We start from the raw sequence: 24,218 nt of genomic DNA, 5'->3' as shown, positions 1-24,218 counted from the left end.
AGGCAGCATGTCCAGGACTCTGGTCGACATCGACGACGACAAGCTGGCCTTCGCCCAGCGGCAGCTCGGCACCCGGACCAAACGGGAGACCATCGACCGCGCGCTGGCCATAGCGTCCGCGATCAGCGCCGACGATCGAGCGCGTGCCCTGCGTTGGCTTCAGGAGAACGCCGACGCGTTCTTGGACTTCGACGTCCTGGAGGAACGGGAGCGGAAGGGGCTGTGAGCTACCTGGCCGATACATCCGCCGTGTGGCGATTGCTGCGCGGGCAGCTCGGCTCCCCGTGGCCCGACCGCGCGGCCCGGGGGCTGGTTGCCATTTGCCCGCCCGTCGAGGCCGAGCTGATGCCGGGACTGCGCACCGACCGGGACTACGAGCCTTTCTTCACCGTGCTCGGCCAGACCTTCGGCTGGGTTCCCGCGCTGGACGATCCGTGGCAGAAGGTCCTGGCCGTCCAGCGGGACCTGGCAAGGATCGGCCGCCATCGCGGGCCTTCCCCCATGGACATCCTGATCGCCCTCACCGCCGAACACCACCACCTGACGGTTCTTCATGTGGACGACGACTTCACGGCCATCGCGAAGGTGAGACCGGGTATCGCCATGGTGCGGGGTGAGACGCCATGAGCCACGCCCGCTGGGAGATCAGTGACGCCGATCGCGCGCGTGAGGGGTATCAGGAAGCCCCGGCGCGCCTACCTGTTCGGGAAGGCCGTCCGTGATCGCCGTGCGGCCCTCGGCATGGCCCAGAGCCGGCTTGCCGCCCGTGCACCTTCACCTGCTGCCTCTGCCATCGCACGACAACGTCCCGCCCCGGTGAGGGCTGAGGGCGGGGCGCTTGTCGTCGGGGTCAGTTCCCGGAGGCGTACGGCAGGAAGTCCGCCCAGGCGGCGGGCGTGAGGGCGAGCCGGGGGCCCTCGGTGTGCTTGGAGTCGCGGACGTGCACGGTGCGGGACGCCATGGCGACCTCAACGCAGGAGTTGCCATCAGGGCCGTCGCTGTAACTGCTCTTGGACCACGCCGGCTCGGAGGCGTCCCCGGCGGGTGCCTGACGGCTCATGACTGCGAGACGTACGTCAGGAAGTCCGCCCACGCGCCCGGGGCGAGCGTGAGACGAGGGCCCGCGACCCTCTTGGAGTCGCGGACATGCACCAGGCAAGGCGTGGTTGCGGCCTCGACGCACCTCGACGTTCTGCGGACCTGGCTCACTCGTGCCATCAGCGTGACGAAGGCCGAGGAGCTCTTCGGGGAGGACTGAGCCCTCCCCGCCCCGCGGCGGCGTCCCTACGAGTGCCCCAGTTCGGCCGTGTCCTCGTCCGGGACCGGCGGGACCGAGCCCGAGTCCGGAGCCGGGCGCAGCGGGAAGGGGTCGACCCGGGTCTCGTCGATCACCGGCGCGGGCGGCTGCGGGGGCCTCGGCATGACCGCGGCCTCGGAGTGGCCGCCGCAGCCGTACGACAGGGAGACCACGCGGCCGTCGGCCGGGGAGAACTCGTTGGCGCAGACACCGAACGCCTGTCCGAGCGAGCCACCGATCGGGGCGAGGAAGCCACAGCTCACGCAGGAGGCGGGGGCCGCCTGGGCCATCGGCGTCTTCGCGCCGTACGCCTCCTCCCAGCGGTCGGCCGCGACGTGCAGGCCGTAGCGGGACAGGACCCGGGCGCGGCGCAGGCCCAGCTCCTCGGCGACCGCCGCGACGGAGCCGCGCGAGGGGGCCGTGGGCAGGTTGCGCGGCGGGCCGTCGGTGACCTCGGCGTCCTCCGCCTCCACCAGCTCGGCCATCTCCTCGGAGACGGCGGAGTTCGGCGGCGGCGCGTCCTCGCCGGAGAAACCGGGCTCCAGGCGCAGGTCCTCGGCGTCCGTGGGCAGCAGGTCGCCGGGGCCCATGTCGCCGGGGCGCAGCCGCTCGCTCCACGGCACCCACTCGGGGGCGAGCACCGCGTCCGAGCCGGGCAGCAGCACGGCCTCGTCCAGGGTGACGATCTTCGCGCGGGAGGCGCGGGCCACGGTGACGGCCCAGCGCCAGCCCCGGTAGCCGAGTTCCTTGGCCTCGAAGAAGTGGGTGACCACACGGTCACCCTCGGCCACCGTGCCCACGTGCTCGCCGACTACGCCGGGCGCTGCCACCTCCTCCGCTGCGGCGCGGGCGAGGTCGACGGCCTCGGCGCACAGGCGGTCGGGGGTGCGGCTTCGCGTGGTCGCTGCGCTCACAGGTATCGCTTCTCTCCTACGCCGTCTCTCGGGTGCGCCGGCCTGAAGGCGGCGGGGCGCACGGAGCGGACCTGTGGACCGCGTCGACGTACGCGCCCGATCGCGCTCGGGCGCACCTACGTCATCCATTCTGCGGTATGCCCGTAAGGCGCGCGGCCGAGAACGTTCGCCACGGCGCGCTACGCACGCTACCTTCTCGCTGCCGCTGGGCCTACACCGACGGTGCCTCACCGGCGCGCGGCGCGCGGATTCACCGGCGCACGGGCCCGTGGCAGCGGGCCCCACGCCCGGCCCACGACCTTTGGCCAGTGCCGGAACTCGTATGCCCGCGGGGCCCGCCGCCGCGCGTCGGCGGCCCGGACGTCCCGCCGACGCGGCCGGGAGAAGCCGCCAGGGAATCCGCCGGGGAAACCACCGGGAGAACCCGTCACCGCCACCGGCGCGCCGCGGCCGGAACCTCCCGCCGCCGGGACCGTGCCGCCGCCCGGTGGCCGGGTGGTCCGCAGGGGGCCCGGTGGTGCGTTCCGGGGCGTAATGGCGCTAGCGACGGCCGTCTCGGGGCAGTATGACGGAGTGGCAGCCCCCAGGACGCCCCCGAAGACACCCGCCGGGACCGACGAGCCCCAGGGGTCCGAGGGGAGCAGCCGAGGCAGCGGTTCGGGCCGGTTCGGCGGGTCCGTCCGCGCGGTCGGCCGTGCCCTGCGCCTCCCGTTCACGGGGACCGTGCGCGGCATCCGCCGGGCCACCCACGCGCACGGCGCCGGCGAGTCCGGCCTCGGCAAGCTGATCGAGCTGCACGCGGTGAACGGCGCGGGCGACGTCATGATCACCGTCGCCCTCGCCTCCACCGTCTTCTTCTCCGTGCCCACCGACGAGGCCCGCGGCCGGGTCGCGCTCTACCTCGCCATCACGATGGCGCCCTTCACCCTCCTCGCCCCGGTGATCGGCCCCCTCCTGGACCGCCTCCCGCACGGCCGCCGGGCCGCGATGGCCGCCGCGATGCTCGCCCGCGCGCTGCTGGCCCTGGTCATCGCGGGCGCCGCGGCCGGCGGCGGCCTGGAGCTGTATCCGGCGGCGCTCGGCGTCCTCGTCGCCTCCAAGGCGTACGGGGTGGTCCGCAGCGCGGTCGTGCCGCGGCTGCTGCCACCCCGGTTCTCGCTGGTGAAGGCGAACTCGCGGGTGACGCTCGGCGGGCTGCTGGCCACCGGGGCCGCCGCGCCGGTCGGGGCGGCCCTGCACCTGGTCGGCCCGCGCTGGCCGCTCTACGGCGCGTTCGTGATCTTCGCCGGTGGAACGTTCCTGTCGTTCTCGCTGCCGCCGAAGGTGGACTCCGCCAAGGGCGAGGACCGGGCGCTGCTCGCGGCGGACGAGGAGCGGCGGCACGGGCCGTGCCGCACGCCGGCCAGGCGGCCCGGCCTGCGCACGGTCGGCCCGGCCGTCACGCACGCGCTGGCCGCCAACGCGGCCCTGCGCTGCCTGTCGGGCTTCCTGATCTTCTTCCTGGCCTTCCTGCTGCGCGAGCACCCGCTGGCCGGGCAGAACGCGGCGGTGTCGCTCGGGATGGTGGGCGTGGCGGCGGGCGCGGGCAACGCGCTGGGCACGGCGGTCGGGGCGTGGCTGCGGTCGCGGGCCCCGGAGATCATCGTCGTGACGGTCGTCGCGATCGCGCTGGGCGCGGCGGTCTCGGCGGCGGTCCTGTTCGGCACGGTGCTGGTGACGTGCCTGGCGGCGGTCGCCGGGTTCGGACAGGCGCTGGCCAAGCTGTCCCTGGACGCGCTGATCCAGCGGGACGTGCCGGAGGCGGTGCGCACCTCGGCGTTCGCCCGCTCGGAGACGCTGCTGCAGATGGCGTGGGTGCTCGGCGGCGCGGTCGGCATCGTGCTGCCGCTGAACGGCGTGCTGGGCATGACGGTGGGCGCCGCGATCGTGGCCACCGGCTGGCTGACCACCGTACGGGGCCTGCTGGCCTCGGCCCGCCGGCCCGGCCCCGACCGCGCCCGGCAGCCCTGACGGCCGGCCGCGGAGGCGTCGTCCCGGCCGTCGCCGGCGTGGGCCATCGGGATGCCGTGGCCCTCTCGGACGGCACGCCGCACCCCCGCGTGGGCGGGGGGCTGGACGTGCCCGATAGCCTTCGGCCATGACCTCGCTGCAATCCGCCGTGCGACGCCGCCGCGCCGTCGCCGCTGCCGGCGCCGTTTCCGCCGGACTGCTCGTCCTGACGGCCTGCGACAAGCCGACGCCGATGGCCACGATCACCGCAGGCGACAACTCGGTGCACTCGGAAGCCATCTGCTACAAGGACGGCAAGGACCTGACGGCCGCCGACCTGGCCAAGTGCCTGAAGGACACCTCGGGCATCGAGACGATCAAGGTCGACCCCGACGACACCGTGCGCTTCGGCGTCGACCCCAAGATCGCCGACGCGGGCTGGACGATCCTGATGAACGACCAGCAGCTCACCGACTCCAGCAACAAGACGTACCGCACCATCCCGGGCAGCGTCTTCTTCAACGCCCAGTACGGAGCCACCGGCAACTCGACGAAGGTCTCCATCAAGGAGGGCGACAAGTCCACCAAGGGCGTGTGGACCTTCAAGCTGCAGAAGGACTCCTGACCACGTCCGCCTCGCCCGCCCCGCGCGTCCTCGTCGCCACCGCCGTCCCGGTCGAACGGGACGCGGTGGCACGGGCGTTGCCGGGCACGGTGCGTGAAGTGCCGCTGCCCGGCGCGACCCTGCACCGCCTCGGCGGCCTGGACCTGCTCGCCGCCGGGGTCGGCCCCGCCCTCGCCGCCGCCTCCACCGCCGCCGCGCTCACCGCCGCCGCGCTCCGCGACACGCCGTACGGCCTGGTCGTGTCGGCCGGCATCGCGGGCGGTTTCCCGCCCGGCGCGCCGGTCGGGTCGCTCGTCGTCGCCGACGAGATCACCGCGGCCGACCTGGGCGCCGAGACCGGCGACGGGTTCCTGCCGGTGACGGAACTCGGCTTCGGCGCCACCACCCACCGCCCTCCCGAATCACTCGTACGGGCTATCGCCGCCGCGACCGGCGCGGCCACCGGCGCCGCGCTGACCGTCTCGACGGTGACCGGCACCGCCGCCCGCGCCGCCGCCCTGCGCGAGCGCCACCCCCGCGCCCTCACCGAGGCGATGGAGGGGTTCGGCGTCGCCGAGGCCGCCGCCGCGCACCGCGTCCCCGTGCTGGAGCTGCGCGCGGTCTCCAACCCCGTCGGGCCGCGCGACCGCGCCGCCTGGCGCATCGGCGACGCCCTGGCCGCCCTGACCGAGGCATTCGGGAAGCTGGCCCCCGTACTGGAGAGTTGGAACCCACATGAGCCCGCTGAATCCTGAGCAGCCCGCCGGCCACGGCCTTCCCGAAGAGCTGCGGATCGCCTACTCGCCCTGCCCCAACGACACGTTCGTCTTCGACGCCCTCGCCCACGGACGGGTCCCGGACGCGCCCGCGCTCGACGTCACGTTCGCCGACATCGACATCACCAACGGCATGGCCGAGCGCGGCGAGTCCGACGTGCTGAAGGTGTCGTACGCCGTACTGCCGTACGTCCTCGGCGAGTACGCGCTGCTGCCGTGCGGCGGCGCGCTGGGGCGCGGCTGCGGGCCGCTGGTGCTGACCAGGGAGGCGGGCACCGACTTGAAGGGCCGCACGGTCGCGGTGCCCAGCGAGAAGTCGACGGCGTACCTGCTGTTCCGGCTGTGGGCGGCGGACACCGTGCCCGGCGGGGTCGGCGAGATCGTGGTGATGCCGTTCAACGAGATCATGCCGGCCGTGCGGGACGGCAAGGTCGACGCGGGCCTGGTGATCCACGAGGCCCGCTTCACCTACCAGAACTACGGGCTGCACAAGCTCGCCGACATGGGCGAGCACTGGGAGGCCACCACCGGGCTGCCGATCCCGCTCGGCGCGATCATCGCCAGGCGGTCGCTGGGCGCGGACGCCCTGACCCGGCTCGCCGAGTCGGTCCGCGCCTCCGTGCGCGCCGCCTGGGACGATCCCGAGGCGTCCCGGCCGTACGTGATGGAGCACGCCCAGGAGATGGACCCGGCCGTCGCCGACCAGCACATCGGGCTGTACGTCAACGAGTTCACCGCCGACCTCGGCGACGACGGCTACGCGGCGGTCCGCGGGCTGCTCACGCGGGCGGCGGCCGAGGGACTCGTACCGGCCCTCGGCCCGGACGCGCTCGCCTTTCCCTGAGCCGGAGCCCCGCCGGCCGGCGGGGCCGCGGCCCCGCCGGTCCGCCGGTCCGGGGCCGGGCGGGCCGGGCCCGGCGTGATCCGAACGAGAGGCCCTAGACGTCCAGCTGGTCGGCGACCGCGCGCAGCAGCGTGGCGACCTTCTTGCCGTGCGCCTTGTCGGGGTAGCGGCCGCGGTTGAGGGTGTGGCCGACGTCCTCCAGCAGCGTGGTCAGGTCCTGCACGATGGGCAGCAGCTCGTCCGGCTTCTTGCGCTGGGCCGCCGCCACCGACGGGGTCGGCTCCAGGAGGGTGACCGACAGGGCCTGGTCGCCGCGCTGACCGGCGACCACACCGAACTCCACTCGCTGTCCCGGCTTGAGCACGTCCACTCCGGCGGGCAGGACCGAGGAATGGACGAAGACGTCACCGCCGTCGTCGCGGGAGAGGAAGCCGAAGCCCTTCTCGCTGTTGAACCACTTGACCTTGCCGGTAGGCACGTCTGTCCTCGTCCTCGTACTCGTCGGAAAACTGCTTCGGAAAAACGGCTCTGGATAGCACACGGGCGGGTCGCGCCCGGACCCGCCGGTACCCAGGCTAATGGTCTTGGGGCGGCTGACAAGACGTCGCCCGGCTGTTCCCTCGCGCTGGGAACTACCCTGGTCCGGTGCGTGACAAAACCCAACCGAATTCCGCCGCGCCCGGCGACGGCCTGATCCGTGCCGGCGCCATCGTGTTCTTCCTCGGCACGGTGGCCACCATGGTCACGGTGGCCCCGCTGTTCCTCGGTGCGAAGCCTTTTCCCACCTACATGTTCGGACTGAGCATGCTCATGGCCGTCGGCTTCCTCATCGCCGGCGCCGGGGTGCTCCGGTCGATCGCCGCGGGCCGCCGTCAGGCGCGGGGCGAAGCGGGATAGTCCGAGTCCTGCCGCGGATCTTCGGCCGAAAAGACCTGAGCGTAGTCCGAAAACCAATTCGGGAACTCGCTCAGATCGGCGAGTACGACATCGGCGCCGGCCTCCCGCAGTTCCTTCTCGTCGCACGGCCCGGTGGCCACCGCGACCGAGAGGGCGCCGGCCGCGCGGGCGCCGCGCACGTCGCCCACGTGGTCACCGACGTACACCTGTGCGCCGTACTCGCGCAGCGCCCGCGCCTTCTGCTCGGCCCAGAGGCCGCCGATCACGGCGTCCGGCCCGATGCCCAGGTGCTCCAGGTGCAGCCGGGCGTTCGGCTCGTGCTTGGCGGTGACCACGATCGACCGGCCGCCGGCCCGGCGCACCGCCTCGACGGCCTCGCGGGCGCCGGTCAGCGCGGGCGTGGCCGTGACGGCGAAGTCCGGGTACATCGCGCGGTACAGGTCCGCCACCGCCTCGACCCGCTCGGCCGGGAACCAGTTGACCAGCTCCTCGGCGAGCGGCGGCCCGAGCCGGGTGACCGCCAGATCGGCGTCGATGTACGTCCCCGTCCGCTCGGACAGCGCCAGATAGCAGGCGCGGATGCCGGGGCGGGAGTCGATGAGGGTCATGTCGAGGTCGAAACCGACGGTCAGCGGGCGAGAAGTCATATGGGCCATTGTGCCGAGCGGGCCCGGGCGGCCCGCCGCCCGGGGCGTGTGACGTGCCTCCGACGCGGGACCGCCACACTCGCTCCTCCCCCCGCGTCGGCTACCCGCGTCGCTGGGAGCGCCACAGGAGGAACAGGGCCGAGAGGACGGCCGCCGCCCGGACCACCCAGGGCCAGGTCTGGGCGAGCGCGTCGTTCAGGTGGTCCTGGGCGAGGGGGTCGCCCCAGCGGCCCTCGCCCCGGCCCCACAGCCAGACGCCTCCGGCCGCGGCGGCCAGGCCGGGCATGCCCATGACCGCCCACTTGGTCTCCGTCGGGGTCAGCCGCCGCGAGCCGTAGGCGATGACCCAGCCCAGGAGCAGTGCGAACCAGTTGCCGAGCACCGCGCCCCCGACCAGCAGCAGGGCCGCCAGCAGGAGCAGGGGGTTGCTCCACCTGGCGCCCGCCGTCCTCTCCTTCGCCGGACGCCGGGGCAGCAGGCCGAAGCGCTTGCGCGCGGGGGCGGGTTCGGCGGGGGCCGCTTCGGCCGGGGCGCCGGGCGCGGTCTCCGCCGCCTTCGCCGCGCCCGGCGGCTCCTTGGGCGGCGGAGCCTTGAGCAGGTCGGCGATCTCGACGCCGCCGACGAAGCCGGGGACGTCGTCGCCGATCCCGAACGGGCTGCCGTCCGTGCGCCACCAGTCGGCGGTCGCGCCGAGCTGGTCGGCGGTCGCCAGGTGGGGCGGCGGGGCGGCGACGGGGGACGGTGGCGGCGCCGCCTCGGGCTGCGCCGGGCGCGGCCGGGGGACGATCCTGCGCAGCCCCCTGGGCCTGGCCTCCCGCTCCGTCCCAAACGCGTCGTCCGGCTCCGCCGCGGGCCGTGGCGGAGCCGGACGCTCCGCCGCGGGCCGTGGCGCGGGGGCCTCGGGCTCGCGCTGCACGGGCACGGACGGGGCCTGGGCCCGCGGGCCGCCGGGGCCCGGCGCGGAGCCGCCCGCCGCCGCGACGATGTCGTCGGGGCTGCCCAGGCGGTCGATGATGCGGCGCACGGCGGCGGGACTGTCCACGGCCGCCTTCGCCCGGCACCGGTCGATCTCGTTGCGCAGCTCCGAGACGAGGCGCATCCGGGTGGCCGACGGCAGTTGCCGCTGCTGTGCCACGTCCCCGACGCGGCTCAGATACTCGTAGACGACCTGGTCGCTCTCGATCCCCACGAACCCCTCCGGGGCGGCTGGCCGATGACCCCGTGGGACGAAGGTACCGCCTACGCCCCCACCACCCGAAGCGCCCCACACACCGCGCGCCGCCCCCACCACCGACCACCCGCCCCCGGCGGTGCGGACGGCGGGTGGAGCCAGGCGCGGCCCGGGACCGGGCCCTGCGGCCCCGCGCACGTGTCCCCGCGTCGGTCCCACCCGCTAACGTGGGTCGGATGAGCGGCGATGAGAAACCGGCGGCAGCCCCCCGATCGCTGGCGGAGGCGCTTCGTGAGCGTGACGACGCCTCGCTGGCCGCGCTGCTGCGCAGCCGTCCCGACCTCATCACGCCCGTCCCGACCGACCTGACCCAGCTCGCCACCCGGGCCGGGACCCGTGCCTCGGTGGTGCGCGCGCTGGAGCGGCTGGACCGGTTCGCGTTGCAGACGGCGGAGGCGCTGGCGGTGGCCGGCGACCCGGCGTCGTACGGCGAACTGCTCGGCCTGACGGCCGGGGACGACGGTGACCCGGAGGTCGCCGCCGCGCTGCCCCACGCGCTCGGCGCCCTGCGCGCACAGGCGCTCGTCTGGGGCGCCGACGACCGGCTGCACCTGGTGCGCACGGCGCGCGAACTGCTCGCGCCGTCCCCGCAGCACCCCTCCCCCACCGGGCTCGGCCCGACCGTGCGGGAGGCCACGGCGGGCATGTCGCCGGGGCGGATCCAGGAGATCGTGGCCGCCGCCGGACTGCCGTCGACGCACGACTCCGTCTCCGCCGTCGCCGCGCTCACCGGCCTGTTCACCGACCGGGAGCGGATGGCGGCGCTGCTCGCCGACGTGCCGGCCGACTCCCTCGACGTGCTCGACCGCCTGGTCTGGGGGCCGCCGTACGGCCAGGTCACCGCCGATCCGGCGCCCCGGCTGCGCCTGCTGCTGGACCGCGGCCTGCTGCTGCCCACGCAGCCCGGCACCGTCGTCCTGCCCCGCGAGGTCGCCCTGCACCTGCGCGCCGGGCGGGCGCACCGCACGCCCGAGCCGGTGCCGCCCGCCGTGACGGCGAGCGCGACGCACCGTCCACAGGTTGTGGACGCGACGGCGGCCGGGCAGGCGTACACCGCGCTCGCCACCGTCGAGGAGCTGCTGAAGGACTGGGACGAGGGCGGGCCGACCGTCCTGCGCGCCGGCGGCCTGAGCGTGCGCGACCTCAAGCGCACCGCCGTCGCCCTGGACGTGCCCGAGCCGGTGGCCGCCTTCTGGGTGGAACTCGCCTACGCGGCCGGACTTCTGGCCTCCGACGGCGAGGCCGACGAGCGGTACGCGGCGACCCCGGCGTACGACGAGTGGCTGGAGCGGCCCCCCGCCGACCGCTGGGCGCAGCTGGCCCAGGCCTGGCTGGCGGCGACCCGTACCCCGGGCGTGATCGGCGGACGGGACGCCAAGGACCGCACGCTGTCCGCGCTGGGCCCTGGCCTGGACCGCTCGGCCGCCCCGGAGGTACGGCACCGGGCGCTGGCCCTGCTGGCGGCCCTGCCCGAGGGCGCCGCGCCGGACGCCGAGTCGGTGCTGGCCCGGCTGCGCTGGGAGCGCCCGCTGCGCGGGCCGCAGCGCGAGGGCGACCACGATCTGCGGGCCCGGCTGGCCCGGTGGACGCTGTCCGAGGCGGAGCTGCTGGGCGTGACGGGCCGCGGCGCGCTGTCCGCGCACGGGCGGGCGCTGCTGGGCGCGCCCCAGGGGCCGGCGGGCGCGGACCGTTCCGGCGCCGAGGCGACGCCGGCCGGGCCCGGCGACAAGCTGCCCGTCCACAAGCACCACCACCCGCCCGCCGGTCCCCCGTACGGCCCCGCGCCCCTGTCCCCCGCCGAGCGGGCCACCGCCACGGCCGCCGCCGCCCGCCTGCTCGCCCCGCTGCTGCCCGAACCGCTGGACCACGTGCTGCTCCAGGCCGACCTGACGGCGGTGGCGCCCGGCCCGCTGCGCCGGCCGCTGGCCGACGTGCTGGGCGTGCTCGCCGACGTCGAGTCCAAGGGCGGCGCGACCGTCTACCGCTTCACCCCGGCCTCCGTACGCCGCGCCCTGGACGCCGGCCGCAGCGCCGCCGACGTGCACGCCTTCCTGGCCGAGCACTCCCGTACGCCGGTGCCGCAGCCGCTGGCGTACCTGATCGACGACGTGGCCCGCAAGCACGGGCACCTCAGGGTGGGCGCGGCCTCGGCGTACGTGCGCTGCGACGACGACGCGCTGCTGAACGAGATCCTGGCCGACAAGCGGTCCGCGGGCCTCGGGCTGCGCCGGCTCGCGCCGACCGTGCTGGCCGCGCAGGCCGACCCGGGCACGCTGCTGGAGGGGCTGCGCGCGATGGGGTACGCGCCGGCCGCCGAGTCCGCCGCCGGCGACGTGCTCATCGCCCGCGCCGACTCCCACCGCACCCCGCCGCGCACCGCCCCCGAGCCGGTCCCGGACGGCCCGCCCGCGCCGGACGGCGCCCTGCTGTCGGCCGCGATCCGCGCGATCCGCGCGGGCGACCTGGCCTCCACCGCCCCGCGCAGACCGACCGCGTCCCGGGCCCACGACGGATCCGACGGCGACCTGCCGCGCACCAGCGCGGCCGAGACCCTGGCCACCGTGCAGGCCGCCGTCCTCACCGGCGAGACCCTGTGGATCGGCTACGTCAACGCCGACGGCGCCGCCAGCCAGCGCGTCATCGCCCCGATCCGCGTCGAGGGCGGCTTCGTGACGGCGTACGACCACACCGCCGACGAGATCCGCACCTATCCGCTGCACCGGATCACGGGTGTGGCGGAGCTCGCGGAGGAAGCCGCCGCGGACCCGTCGTGACCGGCTGCCGGTAAGGCACACTGGAGGATTGGCCGTGTGGTGCGGCCGAACGGAAAGGGTGCCGCGCGTGAATGGTCCGCTCATCGTCCAGTCAGACAAAACCCTCCTTCTCGAAGTCGACCACGAGCAGGCCGACGACTGCCGTCGCGCCATCGCGCCGTTCGCGGAGCTGGAGCGGGCGCCGGAGCACATCCACACCTACCGGGTGACCCCGCTCGGCCTGTGGAACGCGCGCGCCGCCGGGCACGACGCCGAGCAGGTCGTGGACGCGCTGGTGCAGTACAGCCGCTACCCGGTGCCGCACGCGCTGCTCGTCGACATCGCCGAGACGATGGACCGCTACGGCCGCCTCACCCTCTCCAAGCACCCCGCACACGGGCTGGTGCTCACCACCACCGACCGGCCGGTGCTGGAGGAGGTGCTGAAGTCCAAGCGGGTCGCCCCGCTGGTCGGCGCGCGGATCGACCCGGACACCGTGGCCGTGCACCCCTCCGAGCGCGGGCAGATCAAGCAGACGCTGCTCAAGCTCGGCTGGCCGGCCGAGGACCTGGCCGGGTATGTCGACGGCGAGGCGCACCCGATCGACCTGCACGAGGACGGCTGGACGCTCAGGCCCTACCAGAAGCAGGCCGTGGAGAACTTCTGGCACGGCGGCAGCGGCGTCGTCGTGCTGCCCTGCGGGGCGGGCAAGACGCTGGTCGGCGCGGGTTCGATGGCGCAGGCCAAGTCCACCACGCTGATCCTGGTGACCAACACCGTCTCCGCGCGGCAGTGGAAGCACGAGCTGGTGAAGCGGACCTCGCTGACCGAGGACGAGATCGGCGAGTACAGCGGTACGAAGAAGGAGATCCGCCCGGTCACCATCGCCACGTACCAGGTGCTCACCACGCGGCGGAAGGGCGTCTACCCGCACCTGGAGCTGTTCGACTCCCGCGACTGGGGCCTGATCGTCTACGACGAGGTGCACCTGCTGCCCGCGCCGGTCTTCAAGTTCACCGCCGACCTCCAGGCCCGCCGCAGGCTCGGCCTGACCGCGACCCTGGTCCGCGAGGACGGCCGCGAGTCCGACGTGTTCTCCCTCATCGGGCCGAAGCGGTTCGACGCTCCCTGGAAGGAGATCGAGGCGCAGGGCTACATCGCGCCCGCCGACTGCGTCGAGGTCCGCGTCAACCTCACCGACTCCGAGCGCCTGGCCTACGCCACCGCCGAGACCGAGGAGAAGTACCGCTTCTGCGCGACCACCGCGACCAAGCGGAAGGTCACCGAGGCGATCGTGCGCCGCTTCGCCGGTCAGCAGATCCTCGTCATCGGCCAGTACATCGACCAGCTCGACGAACTCGGCGAGCACCTGAACGCCCCCGTCATCAAGGGCGAGACGTCCAACGCCCAGCGCGAGAAGCTGTTCGACGCCTTCCGGGAGGGGGAGATCAACGTGCTGGTGGTCTCCAAGGTCGCCAACTTCTCCATCGACCTGCCGGAGGCCACCGTCGCCATCCAGGTCTCGGGCACCTTCGGCTCCCGCCAGGAGGAGGCCCAGCGGCTCGGCCGCGTGCTGCGCCCCAAGGCCGACGGCCACCAGGCGCACTTCTACTCGGTGGTCGCCCGCGACACCATCGACCAGGACTTCGCCGCCCACCGCCAGCGCTTCCTGGCCGAACAGGGCTACGCCTACCGGATCATGGACGCTGACGAGCTGCTGGCAGGGGAGGTCTGACCGGCGGCGCGGCGAAGCGGCCCCGGCGCGGGTCCCCCACCGCGGCCGCCAGCAGGGCCAGGGCGAGGAGCGGGTAGGGCGAGGCCAGGGGCTGCTGCCACCAGGCCAGCCTCAGGTCGCCGTCGCCGCCGCGCGGCACCAGCCACATCGTGCGGGCGGTGAAGCAGACGAGGGCGACGGCCGCCCACACGCGGCGGCCCTCGGCGAGCAGCACGGTGATCAGCGGCACGCACCACACCCAGTGGTGGGACCAGCTGATCGGCGAGACCAGCAGGGCGGTCAGGGCGGTCAGCAGGACGCCCCACCGCTCGCTCGGCGCCCGCCGGGCCGCCCACAGGCCCGCCGCCGCCACCGCCACCGCCGGCAGCAGCCAGGCGGGGCCCGGCGACGGATCGTGCAGCGCGCGGGCGACCAGGCCTCGGAGGGACTGGTTGTCGATGATCCACGTCTTGCCCACCCGGTCGCTCCGGAAGAACAGCCGCGTCCAGTACTCGACGCTCGCCGCGGGCAGCACGAGCGCGCCCAGGGCGACGGTGGCGGCGAACGCGGCCGTCGCCGTCGCCGCCTCCCGGCCGCGCCCGCGCAGCAGCAGGAGGACGACGAAGAGTCCCGGGGTGAGCTTGACGCCGGTCGCCATCCCGATCGCCGCGCCCCGAAGGCGCGCGCCGGGCGGCCGCGTGAGGTCCCACAGGACCAGGCAGGCCAGCGCCAGGTTGATCTGCCCGTAGCCGAAGGTCTGGAAGACCGGTTCGAGCCAGAGCGCGAGCGCCGTCCCCGCGCACACCCGCGGCAGGGCGGCCTCGCGGCCCGCCAGACGGGCGGAGAGCCGGACCAGCCAGACCAGCAGGAGCGCGTTGACCGCGCAGAACACCAGCTTCACCGCGGGCACCGGCAGCAGCGCGACCGGCACGAACAGCAGCGCCGCGAACGGCGGGTACGTGGCCGGCAGCCGCCCCTCGGTGATCGTGAAGCCGTAGAGGTCGCGGCCGTGCAGGACGGAGGCGCCCTCGGCGCGGTAGACCACGGCGTCCGGCATCGGGACGCGCAGGACCGCGAACAGGGTTCCCAGGGCGAGGAAGGAGACGGCGAGGAGGACGAAGGGGGTCGCGGGATGCGACCGGAGGGCCACCGTCCGTTTCGTCACGGACCGACCCTAGTCGGTCATTTGTGCCGTACGCCCGCTTCCTCGCCGTACTCGCCGAGGATGACCACGTCGAACGCGGCGCCCGCGAACACCTTCACGGCGTGCAGGACGTCGCCGAGGCGGTGGTGGTGGTGACTGTGGCTGCCCTGCACGGCCGTGGCGCCGGAGGGGCGGGCGGCGGGCGCCGGGTGGATGGCTGCTGCGCTCATGGTTGCTGCGCTCATGACTCAAGGATGGATCCGGGGACTTGAGGCGGGCGTCCCCCGCGGAGCCGACCTCGTCCTCCACCGCGTACCCCTCTGGAGGGACCACACCCCTTAGTCCGGCCGGGTGACGACCCTTAGGGGCTGGAGGAGCATCGGCTGGCCCGGGCCGGGGATGCGGTCGGGCCCCGACCGGGGATGCGGTCAGGCCCGGACCGGGGATGCGGTCGGGCCCGGGCCGGGAAATCGGTCGGGCCCGGGCCGGGAAATCGGTCGGGCCCGGGCCGGGAAATCGGTTGGCCCCCGCTCCCCCCGAACACCTAGAATCTCCGCTCTTGCCCGCCTCCCTCGCGGAGCGCCGCCGTCCGGACGGAAACCGGACGGCAGAACCCGCAGCCGCACGGCGCGGCCGCACCCGGCCCCGCCGTCAGTCCCGTAGGTCCCCGGAGGCACTTCCTTGTCCACGCCCGCCGACGCCCCGGCCGCCGCCCCGACCGCCGACAACCCGCTCGTCCGCGAGCGGTCCCACCTCGCCGCCTCCCGCGCCGCGCTGCGGGCCATGCGCGAGGACGTCGAGTCCCTCGACATCCGCGACGTCACCGCGAACTGGGTCAACGCCCAGATCCTCGCCCGCCAGATCGAGGACCGGATCAAGGCCCTGGCCGACCTCAGCGACACCCCGCTGTTCTTCGGCCGCCTCGACTACCTGCACAGCCCGGGCGCGGACCTGGCCGAGGGCGCGCAGGGGGAGCAGTTCTACATCGGGCGGCGGCACGTGCACGACGCGGACGGCGACCCGATGGTCATCGACTGGCGTGCGCCGGTCTCGCAGCCGTTCTACCGCGCGTCCAAGAAGGACCCGATGGACGTCGCGCTGCGCCGCCGCTTCGGCTACACCGGCGGCGACCTCACCGCCTACGAGGACGAGCACCTGTCCGACCCGGCCGAGGCCGCCGCCACCAGCAAGCTGCTCCAGCAGGAGATCGAGCGCCCGCGCGTGGGCCCGATGCGCGACATCGTCGCGACCATCCAGCCCGAGCAGGACGAGATCGTCCGCTCCGCACTGTCCGGCACCGTCTGCGTGCAGGGCGGCCCCGGCACCGGGAAGACCGCCGTCGGCCTGCACCGCGTCGCCTATCTGCTCTACGCCCACCGCGAGCGCCTGGCCCGCACGGGCACCCTCGTCATCGGGCCGAACAAGTCCTTCCTGCACTACATCGAGCAGGTCCTCCCGGCGCTCGGCGAGCTGGCCGTGCGGCAGGCGACCGTCGACGACCTGGTGGCCCATGTCGAGGTGCGCGGCACGGACGGCGCGGCGGCGGCGATCGTCAAGGGCGACGCGCGCATGGCCGAGGTGCTGCGGCGCGCGGTGTACTCGCACGTGACCCCGCCCACCGAACCGGTCGTGGTGGTGCGCGGCTCACGTCGCTGGCGGGTCCCGGCGTACGAACTGGAGGAGGTCGTCCGCGAGTTGCTGGACCGCGGCATCCGCTACGGGGCGGCCCGCGAGGCCCTGCCGCAGCGCATCGCCCACGCGGTGCTGGTGCAGATGGAGCGGGCGGGCGAGGCCCCGGACGACCGGGTGCAGGACGCGGTCGCCCGCAACACCGCGGTGAAGGCGGCCGTCAAGGCGATCTGGCCGCCGGTCGACCCGGCGAAGCTGGTGCTGCGGCTGCTGACCGACGCGGAGTTCCTCGCCGCCCACGCCGAGGGGATCCTCACCGAGGACGAGCGCGAGACGATCCTGTGGGCCAGGCCCGTGCGGTCGGTGAGGTCGGCCAAGTGGTCGGCGGCGGACGCGGTGCTGATCGACGAGGCCACCGACCTCGTCGAGCGCACGCACTCCCTCGGGCACGTGGTGCTGGACGAGGCGCAGGACCTCTCGCCCATGCAGTACCGGGCGGTCGGGCGGCGCTGCACCACCGGGTCGGCGACCGTGCTGGGCGACCTCGCGCAGGGCACCACGCCGTGGGCGACCCGGACGTGGGAGGAGGCGCTCTCGCACCTGGGCAAGGGCGAGGGCGTCATCGAGGAGCTGACCGCCGGTTTCCGCGTCCCCACGGACGTGATCGCCTACGCCTCCCGGCTGCTGCCGCACATCGCGCCGGGGCTGACCCCGGTCGCCTCGGTCCGTGAGAACCCCGGCTTCTTCGAGGTCCGTGCGAGCGAGGGCGACGCGGACGTGGTGGCGGCCTGCGAGGAACTGCTGCGCCACGAGGGCTCGACCGGCCTGATCGCCGCCGACGCCCGGGTGCCGGTCCTCGCCGAGGCGCTGACGGCGGCCGGGCTGACGTATCTGTCCCCCGGCGAGGAGACGACGGCCGAGACCCGGCTCACCCTGGTCCCGGCCTCGCTCGCCAAGGGCCTGGAGTACGACTACGTCGTCCTGGACGAGCCGCGGGCCGTGGTCGACGGCGAACCCGACGAGCGCACCGGCCTGCGCCGCCTGTACGTGGCCCTGACCCGAGCCGTCTCCGGCCTGGTCGTCACCCACACCACCGCCCTGCCGCCCCAGCTGTCGTAACCGCCGTGGGCGAGCGCGCGGGGGGACCGGCGCCCTGAGCGGACGCCGCTGCCCGACGGGCGCGGGCCGGGGCGGACGCCGCCGCCCGCAGCGGACCGGGCGGCCGTGAGCGGCGCGGCCGTCCGGGGCCGCCCGGTGGGGCGGCCGTCGGTGGCGCGGGCCGCCGGGTCCGGTGCGGGCGACCCGTACCGGTACGGGCGGCCATGAGTGCGGCCATCCGTGCCCCGCACCCGGCCGCCGGGCCCGGTACGGGCGGCCGGGGCCGGGGCGCGCGGCGGCGGCGCGCGGTGCGGCCCGGTCCGGTCCGGGGTTCAGACCGCCGGGCGGTGGACCGCCTCGCCGTCGAGTACCGCGCGCCACTGGGCGACCGCGCCGACGGAGACCGGGCCGGCCCAGCCGGTGGGGCGGGCCGCGCCGCCGATGTGGAAGGCGTCGATGCCGGCCGAGCGCAGCGCCGGCACGTGGTCGAGGCGCAGACCGCCGCCGACCATGATCCGCTGCTCGTAGCCGGGCTCCCCGCTGCGGGCCGCCTCCGCGACCAGGGTGGGAAGCCCGTCGTCGACCCCGCCGGCCGCGCCCGCCGTCAGATAGGTGTCCAGGCCGGGCAGCCCGTCCAGCTGCTTGCGCAGGGCGTCCCGGTCGGCGGCGCGGTCGATCGCCCGGTGGAAGGTCCACCGGCAGCCGTCCAGCTCGTCCACCACCCGCTCCACGGCCGCGAGGTCCGCCCCGCCGTCCTCGTCGAGGAAGCCGAGGACGAACTCCTCGGCCCCCGCCTCCCGCAGTGCGCCGACGACCCCGGCCAGCCTGTCCACGCCCCCGGCGCCGCCCGCGGCGAAGCCGTCCGCGAGCCGCACCATCACGCGCAGCGGAATGTCGACGGCGGCGCGGATCTCGGCCACGGTCCCGACCGACGGGGTGAGCCCGTCGGCCGCCATGTCGGTCACCAGCTCGAGGCGGTCCGCGCCTCCGGCCTGGGCGGCGACCGCGTCCTCGACGTCGAGCGCGATCACCTCCAGGGCTGCACGCATGCTCATGGGACCCCTTTCCTCGGTTTCCCCTGGGGCTTGACAGGTCTAGTCCAATATCAGGGTACGCCGGGGAGGTCCCCGCATGGGGAACCGGTCAGCCGAAGATGTTCAGCTCGCCCTCCTCCGCGCCCGCCAGCTCGTAGCCGCCCGCGGGCAGCGGACGCCCGGCGCACAGCCGTACGAGGGTCGCGGCGTCGCCGATGTACCGGGCCGGCGTCCGCGCGCCGCTCATGTCGCCGAGCCGCAGCGGCTCGTCCAGGTCGTCCAGGTCGGCGTGCACGGCGAGCCGGCCCCGGTCGCGGGTGACGCGGGCGAGCAGCGGCAGCGCGTACGCCAGCCCCGCGCCGCCGTACGCGCCCGGCTCGCCGAAGGCCTCGCGCACGTCGCCGGCGTGCACCCATACGCCGAACGCGACCAGGTCCAGCGCCCCGTCGCCCTTCGCGATGACCGCGCCGGCCTCGGTCATCCCCCGCTCCAGCTCGTCCAGCACCCGCCCGTGCGACCAGTCGGCCCGCTCGGCGATGTCCCGGTCGTTGGACTCGGGCGAGAACACGCCCTTCTCGAACCGGCCCTCCACCACCCGCGTCAGAGCGGCCCCGCAGTGCGCGAGCACGTCCCGCACCGCCCACCCCGGGCACCCGGCGGTCGGCAGCGCGAAGTCGGCCTCCGGCCGCTCCCGCAGCAACGGGATCAGCGCGTCCCGTTCCGAGGTCAGCAACCGCCCGGGCAGCTCAGGGTCCCTCGTCTCCTGCACCTCAAGAGAAGTCATGCCGACCACGCTAAGGGCTGTCGCCGAGTTCCCGCCCGATCCGCTACGCCCGGTGAACCTTCCCGGCCGCGGCACCGGGTACTCCCTTCGGATCGGACCGGGCCGGCGGGAGAATGGGCGCATGGCCGATCACGCCGACCTCGACACCCTCCGGGCCCGCTTCACGCGCGCCCTCGAAAGCGCCCGCGGCCCCGAAGGCGGCCCCGACCCCGCGCCCTACGCCGACGACCTGCTGCGGCGCTGGAAGGAGCCGCAGCGGCACTACCACACGCTCACCCACCTCACCGCGGTGCTCGACCACGTCGACGTGCTGGAGGAGTACGCCGCCGACCCGGACACCGTGCGGCTGGCCGCCTGGTTCCACGACGCCGTGTACCTGCCCGACCGGTCGGAGAACGAGGAGCGCTCCGCCCGGCTCGCCGAGCGCGCGCTGCCCGAGGCCGGGGTGGCGCCGGACACGACCGCCGAGGTGGCCCGGCTGGTCCGCCTCACCGTCACCCACGACCCGGCCGGCGACGACCGCGACGGGCGGGTCCTGTGCGACGCCGACCTCGCGATCCTGGCCGCGCCCCCGTCCGCGTACGCCGCCTACACGGCCGGCGTCCGCGAGGAGTACCACTTCGTGCCCGACGACCTCTTCCGCACCGGACGGTCCGACGTGCTGCGCCGACTCCTCGCCCTGCCCCGCCTGTTCCGCACCCCCTACGGCGAACGCCACTGGGAGGCGACGGCCCGCTACAACATCACCGCCGAGCTGGAAATGCTGTCGCGATGACGCCGGTCCCCCGCCTACCCTGCGCGTCATGGACGCATGGGGCGGGGAACAGGTGGAGCGGGCCGTCGCGGACGCGGTGGCGCTGCTGCGGACGGCGACGGACCGGGACTGGGAGACGGTGCGCGCCGGCCGGGTCGAGTGGAGCTGCCGGCACACCGCCGAGCACATCGCGGGCGATCTCATCGCCTACGCCGGGCAGTTGGCGGGCCGCGCGCAAAGCGACTACGTCCCCTTCGAGATCACCTTCGACGAGGGCACCGGCAACGACGGCGTCCTGGACGTGATCGAGACGACCGGCGTGCTGCTCACCGCCGCCGTCCGCACCACCCCGCCCGAGGTCAGGGCCTTCCACCCGTACCCCTTCCGCAGCGCGAACCGCGAGGGCTTCGCCGCGATGGGCATCGCCGAGGTGCTGCTGCACACCCACGACATCGCCACCGGCCTGGGCCTGGCGTACGAACCGCCCGCCGACCTGTGCGAGGACCTCCTCGCCCGCATCTTCCCGCACGTCCGGCCGGGTGAGGCCCCCTGGCCGACCCTGCTGTGGGCCACCGGGCGCGGCGAGCTGCCCGGCCGCGACCCGGTCACCGAGTGGCGGTGGAGCAACACCCTCGCGATCCCCGCCGGACGCCTCACCCTGGAGGGCGTCAGCCCGGCCGCCGCCCGCGACCTGAGCGCCGGCGGCGACGGCGGCTTCCGGTGGGTCGAGGGCGGCCCCTACGCGGGGACGCGGGACGCCGCCGGGATGGTCGTGAAGGCGTACGAGAGCGGGGTGCACCGGCCCGAGTGGGGCATGTTCGCGCTGGTGCGGCGCGAGGACGGGCGCGCGGTCGGCGCGATGGGCTTCCACGGCGCGCCCGACGCGGACGGCTGCGCCGAGATCGGGTACGACCTCGCCGAGGCGGCTCGCGGCCACGGCTACGCCACCGAGGCGCTCACCGCGCTGTCGGGCTGGGCGTTGGCCCGCGACGGCGTACGGCGGCTGCTCGCGATGATCGAGCGGGACAACCTGCCGTCCCAGCGGGTGGTCACCCGCGCGGGCTTCGCCCGGGTGGACGAGGACGGCGACCCGGTCGCCTACGAACTGCGTTCCTGAGGACGGCGCTTGCGGCGGCGCAGCCCGGCGGAGTGCAGCAGCCGCACCACCTCGCGACTGCTGACCTCGACCGCGCCCGCCGCCACCGCGTCCGGGTAGCGGTGCGCGGGAAGGTCGTAGTGGTCGCGGTCGAAGGCGCGCCGCGGCAGGCCCAAGTCGGCGGCGAACACGTGCAGTTCGGCGTAGGAGACGTCGCTGACGAGGTGGGACCACAGACGGCCGTGGCCCGGCCAGGTCGCCGGGTCGACGTAGACGGTCACGCGGCCACCCGGGCCGCGGCGGCGGCCACGGCGAGGCCGGCCGCCGTACGCGCGGCCGTCACGAGGGCGTCTTCCCGCCCAGGGCGCGGGCCAGCGCGCCCACCGGGGCGACCTTCACGCCCGCCTGCGCGCACACCCAGTGCGGGTCGGGGCCGAGTTCCGGTTCGACGTCCAGCGCGTGCGGGTCGCCGTAGCCGCACACCGGGCACAGCGGCCAGCGGCCGTACCGCTCCAGGAGCGCGTCCTGGACGTCCTGCGCGACCAGGCCGGCCACGTACCGCGCGCCGTCCGGCCATTGCTCCACCCACCAGCGGCGCTGGGCGACGGAGTCCTCGACGAGCGAGACGACGTCCGCCTTCGCGGCCTCGCCCGCCACCAGGTCGGCGAGCACCAGGGCGCGCGCGGCGTGCAGAGCCTGCTCCAGCGGGCTGATGGGGTCTGTCATGTCTCCATTGTGCGTAACTCTTGACCACACCTCCGTACGGAAAATAGCTTTCATGGTGTGACCCAGGACGTGAAGGAAATTTTCGCAGGCTCGGGCACCAGGGGCGCCCAGGGCGGCGCGCCGCCCGCACCGGCCGCCCTCGCGGCGAAGGTGCGCACGCTCGCGCCCTCCATGACCCGTTCCATGCAGCGCGTCGCCGAGGCCGTCGCGAGCGACCCGGCCGGCTGCGCCGCCCTCACCGTCACCGGCCTCGCCGAGCTCACCGGCACCAGCGAGGCCACCGTCGTGCGCACCGCCCGCCTGCTCGGCTATCCGGGTTACCGCGACCTGCGCCTCGCCCTCGCGGGCCTCGCCGCCCAGCAGCAGTCCGGGCGCGCGCCGGCCATAACGACCGACATCGCGGTGGACGACCCCATCGCCGACGTCGTCGCCAAGCTCGCCTACGACGAGCAGCAGACCCTCGCCGACACCGCCGCCGGTCTCGACACCGTCCAGCTCGGCGCGGCCGTCGCCGCCCTCGCCGCCGCCCGCCGCACCGACGTGTACGGCATCGGCGCCTCCGGCCTGGTCGCCCAGGACCTCACGCAGAAGCTGCTGCGCATAGGGCTGATAGCGCACGCGCACAGCGACCCGCACCTCGCCGTCACCAACGCGGTGCAGCTGCGCGCAGGCGACGTGGCGATCGCGATCACCCACTCGGGTTCCACCGGGGACGTGATCGAGCCGCTGCGGGTGGCCTTCGAGCGCGGCGCGACCACGATCGCGGTCACCGGCCGCCCCGACGCCCCGGTCACCCAGTACGCCGATCACGTCCTGACCACCTCCACGGCCCGCGAGAGCGAGCTGCGCCCGGCGGCGATGTCCTCCCGCACCAGTCAACTGCTGGTCGTGGACTGCCTGTTCGTGGGCGTGGCGCAGCGGACCTACGAGACGGCGGCGCCGGCCCTGGCGGCCTCCTACGAGGCGCTGGCCCACCGGCACAGCCCCCGGGGCACGGACCGGCGCTCGTAGCGGGGCGCCGGGAGGCTCCCGAGGCGCGCACCGCCCGGGCCGAACACCGCCCCGGGCGGGCGCGGTCCGGGGACGGGCCGTCCCGGCGGGCGGCGTCCGGGGCGAGGCCGTCCCGGGCGGGCGCCGCCGGTCGTCGTTCCCGTCCGGGTTCCCGCCCCCCGCGCATCCCCTTCCGCACCCGCGGCCCCACCCGCAGCACGACCCCCGCACCCGCACCCGTACCCGTACCGCATCGTCATCGCACGAAGAGAGCCGTCCCTCATGACCTCCACGCCCCACTACCGTGAGCTGCGTACCGAGCTGGAGACGCTGACGACCGAGGCGTTCCGCCCCGAGCTGGCCGAGATCGACCGGCTGCCCACCCTGGACATCGCCCGGCTGATGAACGCCGAGGACACCACCGTGCCGCGTGCGGTGGCCGAACGGCTGCCGCAGATCGCCGCCGCGATCGACGCGGTGACCGGGCGGATGGCACGCGGCGGCCGGCTGATCTACGCGGGCGCGGGCACCGCCGGCCGGCTGGGGGTGCTGGACGCCTCCGAGTGCCCGCCGACCTTCAACACCGACCCCTCACAGGTCGTCGGCCTGATCGCGGGCGGCCCGGGGGCGATGGTGACCTCGGTCGAGGGCGCGGAGGACTCCCGGGAGCTGGCGGTCGAGGCGCTGGACGCCCTCGGGCTCACCCCGGACGACACGGTGGTCGGCGTCTCCGCCTCGGGCCGCACCCCCTACGCCGTCGGCGCGGTCGAGCACGCCCGCCGGCTGGGCGCCCTGACCATCGGCCTGTCCTGCAACGCCGGCAGTGCGCTGGCCGCCGCCGCCGAGCACGGGATCGAGGTGGTCGTCGGCCCCGAGCTGCTGACCGGCTCGACCCGTCTGAAGGCCGGCACGGCGCAGAAGCTGGTCCTGAACATGATCTCGACGCTCACGATGATCCGCCTGGGCAAGACGTACGGGAACCTGATGGTCGACGTACGGGCGTCGAACGAGAAGCTGCGCGCCCGCTCCCGCCGGATCGTCGCCCTCGCCACCGGCGCGCCGGACGAGGAGATCGAACGGGCCCTGACGGCCGCGAACGGAGAGGTGAAGAACGCCATCCTGATCCTCCTGGCCGAGGTGGACGCCCCGACCGCCGCCCGCCTGCTGGCCGCGTCGGCCGGCCACCTGCGCACGGCCCTCACCCGCGCCGGGGCCTGACGGCGGGAGGAGGGTCCGGCCCCGCGCCGCGACCGACGACGGGGAGGAGGATCCGGGTTGGACCGGATCCTCCTTTCCG

At 75.0% G+C, this 24,218-nt stretch carries 26 protein-coding genes; 14 read left to right on the top strand and 12 right to left on the bottom strand.

Going from position 1 to position 24,218, the window contains the following annotated elements; all coding sequences use genetic code 11:
• Positions 1-7: 7 nt before the first annotated feature.
• Both ACH5A8_RS17180 and ACH5A8_RS17175 read left to right on the top strand, forming a co-directional pair.
• Positions 8-226, top strand: a complete 219-nt coding sequence (locus tag ACH5A8_RS17180) for a type II toxin-antitoxin system VapB family antitoxin (RefSeq protein WP_399002685.1) — start codon at positions 8-10, stop codon at positions 224-226.
• Complete coding sequence (locus tag ACH5A8_RS17175) at positions 223-627, top strand: PIN domain nuclease (protein ID WP_399002683.1); 405 nt, start codon at positions 223-225, stop codon at positions 625-627. The genes ACH5A8_RS17180 and ACH5A8_RS17175 overlap by 4 nt, the downstream gene beginning before the upstream one ends.
• A gap of 223 nt (positions 628-850) precedes the next feature.
• On the opposite strand, the gene ACH5A8_RS17170 is transcribed toward ACH5A8_RS17175, so the two are convergent.
• The 3 genes from ACH5A8_RS17170 to ACH5A8_RS17160 all read right to left on the bottom strand — a co-directional run bounded on the left by ACH5A8_RS17170 (position 851) and on the right by ACH5A8_RS17160 (position 2,211).
• Positions 851-1,060 carry a DUF397 domain-containing protein gene (locus tag ACH5A8_RS17170; RefSeq protein WP_399002681.1) on the bottom strand — a complete coding sequence of 70 codons (210 nt, stop codon included), beginning with the start codon at positions 1,058-1,060 and terminating at the stop codon, positions 851-853.
• Complete coding sequence (locus ACH5A8_RS17165; protein WP_399002679.1) at positions 1,057-1,218, bottom strand: DUF397 domain-containing protein; 162 nt, start codon at positions 1,216-1,218, stop codon at positions 1,057-1,059. The genes ACH5A8_RS17170 and ACH5A8_RS17165 overlap by 4 nt, the downstream gene beginning before the upstream one ends.
• Before the next feature lie 66 nt (positions 1,219-1,284).
• On the bottom strand, positions 1,285-2,211 hold the full coding sequence (locus ACH5A8_RS17160; protein WP_399002677.1) for a DUF3027 domain-containing protein: 927 nt from the start codon (positions 2,209-2,211) through the stop codon (positions 1,285-1,287).
• 573 nt (positions 2,212-2,784) lie between these two features.
• Here ACH5A8_RS17160 and ACH5A8_RS17155 point away from each other — a divergent pair.
• The 4 genes from ACH5A8_RS17155 to ACH5A8_RS17140 all read left to right on the top strand — a co-directional run bounded on the left by ACH5A8_RS17155 (position 2,785) and on the right by ACH5A8_RS17140 (position 6,424).
• The gene (locus ACH5A8_RS17155; protein WP_399002676.1) at positions 2,785-4,221 is read left to right on the top strand and encodes an MFS transporter; all 1,437 of its coding nucleotides are present in this window, start codon (positions 2,785-2,787) and stop codon (positions 4,219-4,221) included.
• A gap of 127 nt (positions 4,222-4,348) precedes the next feature.
• Positions 4,349-4,825, top strand: coding sequence for a DUF2771 domain-containing protein (locus tag ACH5A8_RS17150; RefSeq protein WP_399002674.1), 477 nt, complete (start codon positions 4,349-4,351; stop codon positions 4,823-4,825).
• Positions 4,795-5,559 carry a futalosine hydrolase gene (locus ACH5A8_RS17145; RefSeq protein WP_399002672.1) on the top strand — a complete coding sequence of 255 codons (765 nt, stop codon included), beginning with the start codon at positions 4,795-4,797 and terminating at the stop codon, positions 5,557-5,559. Before ACH5A8_RS17150 ends, ACH5A8_RS17145 begins: the two co-directional genes overlap by 31 nt.
• Complete coding sequence (locus ACH5A8_RS17140) at positions 5,540-6,424, top strand: 1,4-dihydroxy-6-naphthoate synthase (protein ID WP_399002670.1); 885 nt, start codon at positions 5,540-5,542, stop codon at positions 6,422-6,424. Before ACH5A8_RS17145 ends, ACH5A8_RS17140 begins: the two co-directional genes overlap by 20 nt.
• A 94-nt stretch (positions 6,425-6,518) precedes the next feature.
• Here the strand turns inward: ACH5A8_RS17140 and ACH5A8_RS17135 are convergent, their stop codons facing one another.
• Positions 6,519-6,902: a cold-shock protein gene (locus ACH5A8_RS17135; protein WP_399002668.1), complete on the bottom strand. Its 384-nt coding sequence runs from the start codon at positions 6,900-6,902 to the stop codon at positions 6,519-6,521.
• Between the two features lie 167 nt (positions 6,903-7,069).
• On the opposite strand from ACH5A8_RS17135, the gene ACH5A8_RS17130 reads away from it, so the two are divergent.
• Positions 7,070-7,321 carry a hypothetical protein gene (locus ACH5A8_RS17130; protein WP_365524140.1) on the top strand — a complete coding sequence of 84 codons (252 nt, stop codon included), beginning with the start codon at positions 7,070-7,072 and terminating at the stop codon, positions 7,319-7,321.
• Here ACH5A8_RS17130 and ACH5A8_RS17125 read toward each other — a convergent pair.
• Positions 7,297-7,968, bottom strand: coding sequence for an HAD family hydrolase (locus ACH5A8_RS17125; protein WP_399002666.1), 672 nt, complete (start codon positions 7,966-7,968; stop codon positions 7,297-7,299). The two genes, ACH5A8_RS17130 and ACH5A8_RS17125, sit on opposite strands and share 25 nt — an antisense overlap.
• Before the next feature lie 100 nt (positions 7,969-8,068).
• The gene (locus tag ACH5A8_RS17120; RefSeq protein ID WP_399002664.1) at positions 8,069-9,157 is read right to left on the bottom strand and encodes a hypothetical protein; all 1,089 of its coding nucleotides are present in this window, start codon (positions 9,155-9,157) and stop codon (positions 8,069-8,071) included.
• A gap of 218 nt (positions 9,158-9,375) precedes the next feature.
• Between ACH5A8_RS17120 and ACH5A8_RS17115 the strand changes: the two genes are divergently transcribed.
• Positions 9,376-11,973: a helicase-associated domain-containing protein gene (locus ACH5A8_RS17115; protein ID WP_399002662.1), complete on the top strand. Its 2,598-nt coding sequence runs from the start codon at positions 9,376-9,378 to the stop codon at positions 11,971-11,973.
• Positions 11,974-12,040: 67 nt separating this feature from the next.
• Positions 12,041-13,687, top strand: coding sequence for a DNA repair helicase XPB (locus ACH5A8_RS17110; protein ID WP_399002660.1), 1,647 nt, complete (start codon positions 12,041-12,043; stop codon positions 13,685-13,687).
• Here the strand turns inward: ACH5A8_RS17110 and ACH5A8_RS17105 are convergent.
• Positions 13,650-14,831 (bottom strand): glycosyltransferase 87 family protein, encoded by a 1,182-nt coding sequence (locus ACH5A8_RS17105; protein ID WP_399002658.1) that lies wholly within the window; start codon positions 14,829-14,831, stop codon positions 13,650-13,652. The two genes, ACH5A8_RS17110 and ACH5A8_RS17105, sit on opposite strands and share 38 nt — an antisense overlap.
• A gap of 17 nt (positions 14,832-14,848) precedes the next feature.
• On the bottom strand, positions 14,849-15,040 hold the full coding sequence (locus ACH5A8_RS17100) for a hypothetical protein (RefSeq protein WP_399003185.1): 192 nt from the start codon (positions 15,038-15,040) through the stop codon (positions 14,849-14,851).
• A 451-nt stretch (positions 15,041-15,491) separates the two neighbouring features.
• On the opposite strand from ACH5A8_RS17100, the gene ACH5A8_RS17095 reads away from it, so the two are divergent.
• Positions 15,492-17,558, top strand: a complete 2,067-nt coding sequence (locus tag ACH5A8_RS17095; protein ID WP_399002656.1) for a HelD family protein — start codon at positions 15,492-15,494, stop codon at positions 17,556-17,558.
• 311 nt (positions 17,559-17,869) lie between these two features.
• On the opposite strand, the gene ACH5A8_RS17090 is transcribed toward ACH5A8_RS17095, so the two are convergent.
• The gene (locus ACH5A8_RS17090; protein ID WP_399002654.1) at positions 17,870-18,592 is read right to left on the bottom strand and encodes a copper homeostasis protein CutC; all 723 of its coding nucleotides are present in this window, start codon (positions 18,590-18,592) and stop codon (positions 17,870-17,872) included.
• 88 nt (positions 18,593-18,680) lie between these two features.
• A complete protein-coding gene (locus ACH5A8_RS17085) occupies positions 18,681-19,355 on the bottom strand; it encodes a maleylpyruvate isomerase family mycothiol-dependent enzyme (protein ID WP_399002652.1) in 675 nt (224 codons plus the stop codon).
• A gap of 121 nt (positions 19,356-19,476) precedes the next feature.
• On the opposite strand from ACH5A8_RS17085, the gene ACH5A8_RS17080 reads away from it, so the two are divergent.
• Positions 19,477-20,130, top strand: a complete 654-nt coding sequence (locus ACH5A8_RS17080; protein ID WP_399002650.1) for a hypothetical protein — start codon at positions 19,477-19,479, stop codon at positions 20,128-20,130.
• A 52-nt stretch (positions 20,131-20,182) separates the two neighbouring features.
• On the top strand, positions 20,183-21,226 hold the full coding sequence (locus ACH5A8_RS17075; RefSeq protein ID WP_399003183.1) for a GNAT family N-acetyltransferase: 1,044 nt from the start codon (positions 20,183-20,185) through the stop codon (positions 21,224-21,226).
• On the opposite strand, the gene ACH5A8_RS17070 is transcribed toward ACH5A8_RS17075, so the two are convergent.
• Complete coding sequence (locus ACH5A8_RS17070; protein WP_399002648.1) at positions 21,208-21,486, bottom strand: DUF4031 domain-containing protein; 279 nt, start codon at positions 21,484-21,486, stop codon at positions 21,208-21,210. The genes ACH5A8_RS17075 and ACH5A8_RS17070 overlap by 19 nt on opposite strands.
• 58 nt (positions 21,487-21,544) lie before the next feature.
• Entirely contained in the window at positions 21,545-21,931 is a 387-nt protein-coding gene (locus ACH5A8_RS17065) for a hypothetical protein (RefSeq protein ID WP_399002646.1), read from the bottom strand.
• A 57-nt stretch (positions 21,932-21,988) separates the two neighbouring features.
• On the opposite strand from ACH5A8_RS17065, the gene ACH5A8_RS17060 reads away from it, so the two are divergent.
• Together ACH5A8_RS17060 and murQ are read left to right on the top strand one after the other, a co-directional pair.
• Positions 21,989-22,942, top strand: a complete 954-nt coding sequence (locus tag ACH5A8_RS17060) for a MurR/RpiR family transcriptional regulator (protein WP_399002644.1) — start codon at positions 21,989-21,991, stop codon at positions 22,940-22,942.
• Positions 22,943-23,203: 261 nt separating this feature from the next.
• Positions 23,204-24,139, top strand: a complete 936-nt coding sequence (gene murQ, locus ACH5A8_RS17055; RefSeq protein WP_399002642.1) for an N-acetylmuramic acid 6-phosphate etherase — start codon at positions 23,204-23,206, stop codon at positions 24,137-24,139.
• Positions 24,140-24,218: the final 79 nt, after the last annotated feature.

It is taken from the genome of Streptomyces sp. NPDC018610, from assembly GCF_044391765.1.
Taxonomy (GTDB): domain Bacteria; phylum Actinomycetota; class Actinomycetes; order Streptomycetales; family Streptomycetaceae; genus Streptomyces.
Note: the sequence above shows the minus strand (reverse complement) of the source record. Positions and strands in the feature narration are given on the sequence as shown.